Genomic DNA, 5,014 nt, shown 5'->3' on the forward strand with positions numbered 1-5,014 from the left:
AAGCAAATGATAAAGCCATTTTATTGGGGATAAAAGAGCCTAATCGACCCATAAAAAGCTTAAAATTATACAAAAAGTATCAAAGACTTTCTATTAAGTGATTATATTCGCCTTAGTCAATCATTTTATCCTAAAAATTTCATGAAAGCTATTATTCGAATTCTATTTTTTGTTTTGGTTTCAATGCTTAATCAACAATTATACGCACAACAAAAACGACTTATAAATTACACTGAAATTGGTGCATTAATTCATAGTAGCACTTCATTAAGCGAAAACACCACACTTAATGGTTTTAGAACCCGAACGGGAATTACAAAATTAGTAAGTAATCATGTGGGAATTGGTTTTGCATTGGGCACAGATAACTATCGCAAACCTAGTGGTGCAAGTTATAATACCCTACCCATAACAATAAATGGTTCCTACTTTCTAAAACCCGACCTTATTGGTTTAAAACTTGATGTTTACGGAGGCTATTCTCCGAGATTATTTGATAATTTTACTAGAGGCATGACTGCGGGTGCGGGACTTTCCTACTCATTTCCTGTTAGTAATGGTTTAAACCTAGGCTTACAAACAGGATATAATTATCAGAAAATCGATTTCCCAGCAAGTTATAGATTGGGTGAGAGCTTCGACCTAGGAAATATAAGACTAGGCATAGGCTTAACTTTTAAATAATTATTAAATAGATTTTATATGCCCGACTTCAAAGCTTTTAGAGGTGTAAAAAAATCACTAATTTTACATTTTTAAAGCTCCTTTACCATTTTAATATGTCGAAAAGCACTTATAAAATAGCTGTACTGCAGCTAAACCTAAATGATATTGCAGAAAACAATTTAAAAAAATGCATTTCCTGGGTGCGTGAGGCCGCAAAAAAAGGAGCGGAAGTAATTTCTCTTCCAGAATTATATAGCAGTCACTATTTCTGTCAGACAGAAGATACCGATAATTTTGCTTTAGCAGAACCACTTTATAGCACCTCATTTATCGCATTTAGTGCCTTAGCTAAAGAGCTGGGTATAGTAATTATTGTTCCATTTTTCGAAAAAAGAATGGCCGGTATTTATCATAATAGTGCCTATATTATCGATACAGATGGTACAGAAGCTGGATTATACCGCAAAATGCATATTCCCGATGATCCTCATTTTTATGAGAAATTCTATTTTACACCTGGAGATATCGGATTCAAAACCTTTACAACCCAAAAAGGAAAAATAGGCACATTAATATGCTGGGATCAGTGGTATCCAGAAGCAGCGAGATTAACCGCTTTGCAGGGCGCTGAGGTATTATTCTACCCTACAGCAATTGGATGGCACCCATTAGAAAAAGCCGAATATGGTGAAAAACAACATGGCGCCTGGATGAATGTAATGAAGGGACATGCTGTGGCAAACGGTGTTTATGTTGCTGCTGCAAACCGCATAGGATTAGAAAAATATGTGCCAGGTACAGAAGGGATCCAGTTCTGGGGCTCATCATTCATTGCTGGTCCACAGGGTGAGATCCTAGCACAGGCATCCCATGATCAGGAGGAGATCCTGATTGCTGAAGTTGACCTTAAACTCCAGGAGAATGTGCGTCAAAACTGGCCCTTTTTCAGAGATCGCAGAATTGATGCCTTTGGCGATATCACCAAAAGAGCCATTCTTTAATATGAGTACAGCAAGAAGATTTCCCGCCGAGTGGGAGAAACAGCAAGGGATATTATTGTGTTTCCCATACAATGGCAATGACTGGCCCGGAAAATTTGCTGCAGTGCAATGGGCATTTGTTGAATTCATCAAAAAAGTAGCTATTTACGAAGAAGTTTTTCTAGTTGTAGCCGATAAAAAAACAAAGGAAAAAGTACATGAAATGCTTGAAAAAGCACATGTAGCAATCGAGAAAGTGTCTTTTATTCTTCATAAAACCAATAGAAGCTGGATGCGTGATTCTGGTCCGATAATCGTTAAAAACGGATCGAAACGTGAGGCATTAAATTTCAATTTTAATGGTTGGGCAAAGTATAAAAACTTTAAACTCGACAAGCAGGTGCCATCGGTTGTTTCTTCCTTTTTAAAGATTCCATTAAGCCAAGTAAGGTACAAAGGGAAGCCCGTAATTCTTGAAGGTGGAGCCATTGATGTGAATGGTAATGGCACTTTATTAACTTCTGAAGAATGCCTGATGCATGCCAATATACAGGTAAGAAATGAAGGTTTCTCAAAAGAAGACTATGAAGCTATTTTCAAAGAATACCTAGGTATAACGAATGTTATTTGGCTCGGCGATGGCATAGCAGGTGATGATACTCATGGCCATATTGATGATTTAAGCAGATTCGTAAATGAGGACACCATCATAACGGTAGTTGAAAAAGATAGTAAAGATCTCAACTATAAGGGATTGCAAGAAAATTTAAAGCGTCTTCAAGACTCAAAATTGGAGAATGGAAAAGCTCCAAAAATAGTCGAATTGCCGATGCCTACTCCTCTTTATTTTGATGGCTTAAGGCTGCCAGCGAGCTATGCTAATTTCTTAATATTAAATAAATGCGTGCTCGTGCCTGTTTTCAATGATGCCAAAGACCGTGAAGCATTGGAAATTATTGCTGCTTGTTTTCCAAATAGAACAATTATTCCAATTGGCGCCATCGACCTAATTTGGGGATTTGGGACTCTTCATTGTTTAAGCCAGCAAATTCCGGAGTAAAATAGATTAATCTAAGGCTTTTACCCTGAGCCTAATATTACTCTGCATTGAAAAGATTAATATCGGCACACCTAAGTTATACTTATATTGAAAAAAACTTGGATTAATAAATTTCCGTCTGAAATAAAAAATAATCAAATTACTTCTTAAATCTTCTATCTCCATATGAACTTAAAGGCAACAATTTAGTATTGTTTTCTTTACATAAATCCTGAATTTTAAATCGGATATTTAGATATTATTTAAATATAAAAACTGGAGCTTAAAATCTTACTTTTTGACACCCATTTCTGTATTGAAAAATCTCATAATTAGATTCACATGAAAATTAAAATTCTGTTTTTAGCATTTTTTTTGCTGACAAGTAGTTCTATAATTGCTCAGCCAACCAAAGCAATGAGCTCAGTAAAAAGTTCGGATGTACCTCGTCCAAAATTAGTTGTGGGCATAATGGTTGATCAAATGCGCTGGGATTATTTATACCGTTTTTATGAGCGATATAGTGCTGGTGGTTTTAAAAGAATGCTTAATGAAGGCTTTTCATGTGAAAATGCATATATAAATTATATCCCTTCTGTAACCGGAATTGGACATGCTACGGTTTATACTGGATCTGTGCCTGCAATTCATGGTATAACAGGTAACGATTGGATAATTCAGGAAACTGGCAAAACTATGTATTGTGTGGACGATTCAACCGTTTCAACGGTGGGTAGCAGCTCTGTATCCGTAGGGAAAATGTCGCCTAAAAACTTATTGGTAACAAGCATGACGGATGAATTGAGGTTGGCGACAAATTTCAGGTCAAAAGTTATCTCTATTGCATCTAAAGATCGTGGGGCAGTTTTACCTGGCGGACATACAGCAAATGCAGCTTATTGGTATGATGGCAGTTCGGGCAACTGGGTGACAAGTACTTTTTATATGGACAAATTACCTAATTGGTTAACTGATTTTAATACTCAAAAATATCCTGAAAAATACCTGAATCAAGACTGGAACACTCTTTATCCCATAGAAACCTATATCCAAAGCAGTAAAGATGATGCTCCTTATGAAGGTAAGTTTGCAGGTATGAGCAGTCCGACATTCCCAGTTAAAACTTCAGAACTACTAAAAAAAGGTTTAGGAATATTAACCAATACCCCCTATGGAAGTTCATTAACATTAGATCTTGCTAAAGCAGCCATTAATTATGAAGGATTAGGTGCTGATGCCATAACCGATTTTCTAGCAATTAGCGTTTCTTCACCTGATTATATTGGTCATCAATTCGGACCAAACTCCATTGAAGTTGAGGATACCTATTTAAGGCTTGACCGCGATCTTGCAACATTTTTTAATTATCTAGACACAAAAGTAGGAAAAGGTAATTATACTGTTTTCCTCTCTGCAGATCATGCAGTACAACATAATTCAGCTTATCTTGCCGACAATAAAATCAGTACCGGAATATTCGAAAGCTCAAATGTGCTTAAACAATTAAATACAGTTTTAGAAGCCGAATTTAACGTTAAAAACATCGCCAAAAGCTTTAGTAATTATGCTGTAAGTTTAAATTATGCAGCAATTAAATCGAATAATTTAAGTGAAGATGCCATTAAAAATAGTAGCATCGCATTTCTTAAAAAACAAGCGGGAGTTGCATTCGTAGTGGATATTCCAAATGCACAAAATGCCACTATTCCTGCTATTTACAAAGAAAAAATCATCAATGGCTATCACCCAGAGCGTAGTGGTGTAATCCAAATAGTTTTGGAACCTTCGTGGTATTCAGGTTCATCTCAAAGAGCAACAGGCGCAAGTCACGGTACCATGAATCCTGCTGATACACACATTCCAATGGTATTTATGGGATGGGGAATCAAACAAGGGAAGACAAATAATCCATATAACATGACCGATATCGCGCCGACAATTACAGGGCTCCTCCGTATTCAGGAACCTAATGGAAATATTGGTAAGGCAGTTAGTGAAGCTCTGAAATAATAGAATTAAAGCAGAGAATAATGAAAGTATAATCAGTGAACATTTCCTATAAGAGCAACAATACTCAGTCAATTGTTGCTCTTATATATAATCGCTAGAAGCTAAAAACATGAATATTTCAAAATCAAATCCTCATATCTAGCAGCGTTCATTTATTATACAAGCTAGTCTGGCACAAAATAAAAAAACGATAGCCTTTAAAACCAATAATTTACCATCATTTTGCTTGTTCCAACACATGGTTTAGGGAAGTGTAAATTTCCATTTAGTAATAATCATAACCATCATAATAACATACTTATACAGATTTTAAGTATTT

Annotated in this window: 4 protein-coding genes; all 4 read left to right on the forward strand. The window is 35.9% G+C overall.

Going from position 1 to position 5,014, the window contains the following annotated elements:
* The first annotated feature begins 141 nt into the window (after window positions 1-141).
* The 4 genes from ACILQF_RS10525 (at window position 142) to pafA (ending at window position 4,695) form a co-directional block, all read left to right on the forward strand.
* On the forward strand, window positions 142-684 hold the full coding sequence (locus tag ACILQF_RS10525; RefSeq protein WP_395627366.1) for a hypothetical protein: 543 nt from the start codon (window positions 142-144) through the stop codon (window positions 682-684).
* A 95-nt stretch (window positions 685-779) separates the two neighbouring features.
* On the forward strand, window positions 780-1,667 hold the full coding sequence (locus ACILQF_RS10530; protein ID WP_395627367.1) for a carbon-nitrogen hydrolase: 888 nt from the start codon (window positions 780-782) through the stop codon (window positions 1,665-1,667).
* Between the two features lies 1 nt (window position 1,668).
* A complete protein-coding gene (locus ACILQF_RS10535) occupies window positions 1,669-2,706 on the forward strand; it encodes an agmatine/peptidylarginine deiminase (RefSeq protein WP_395627368.1) in 1,038 nt (345 codons plus the stop codon).
* Between the two features lie 321 nt (window positions 2,707-3,027).
* Window positions 3,028-4,695 carry an alkaline phosphatase PafA gene (pafA, locus tag ACILQF_RS10540; RefSeq protein WP_395627369.1) on the forward strand — a complete coding sequence of 556 codons (1,668 nt, stop codon included), beginning with the start codon at window positions 3,028-3,030 and terminating at the stop codon, window positions 4,693-4,695.
* Window positions 4,696-5,014: the final 319 nt, after the last annotated feature.

Origin of the sequence: Daejeonella sp. (genome assembly GCF_044232565.1) — a bacterium.
GTDB lineage: Bacteria > Bacteroidota > Bacteroidia > Sphingobacteriales > Sphingobacteriaceae > Daejeonella.

What these genes read in the sequence shown, in the direction of transcription:
- pafA (WP_395627369.1), top strand. Translation starts at nt 3,028, where the DNA reads ATGAAAATTAAAATTCTGTTTTTAGCATTTTTTTTGCTGACAAGTAGT.
- ACILQF_RS10525 (WP_395627366.1), top strand. Translation starts at nt 142, where the DNA reads ATGAAAGCTATTATTCGAATTCTATTTTTTGTTTTGGTTTCAATGCTT.
- ACILQF_RS10535 (WP_395627368.1), top strand. Translation starts at nt 1,669, where the DNA reads ATGAGTACAGCAAGAAGATTTCCCGCCGAGTGGGAGAAACAGCAAGGG.
- ACILQF_RS10530 (WP_395627367.1), top strand. Translation starts at nt 780, where the DNA reads ATGTCGAAAAGCACTTATAAAATAGCTGTACTGCAGCTAAACCTAAAT.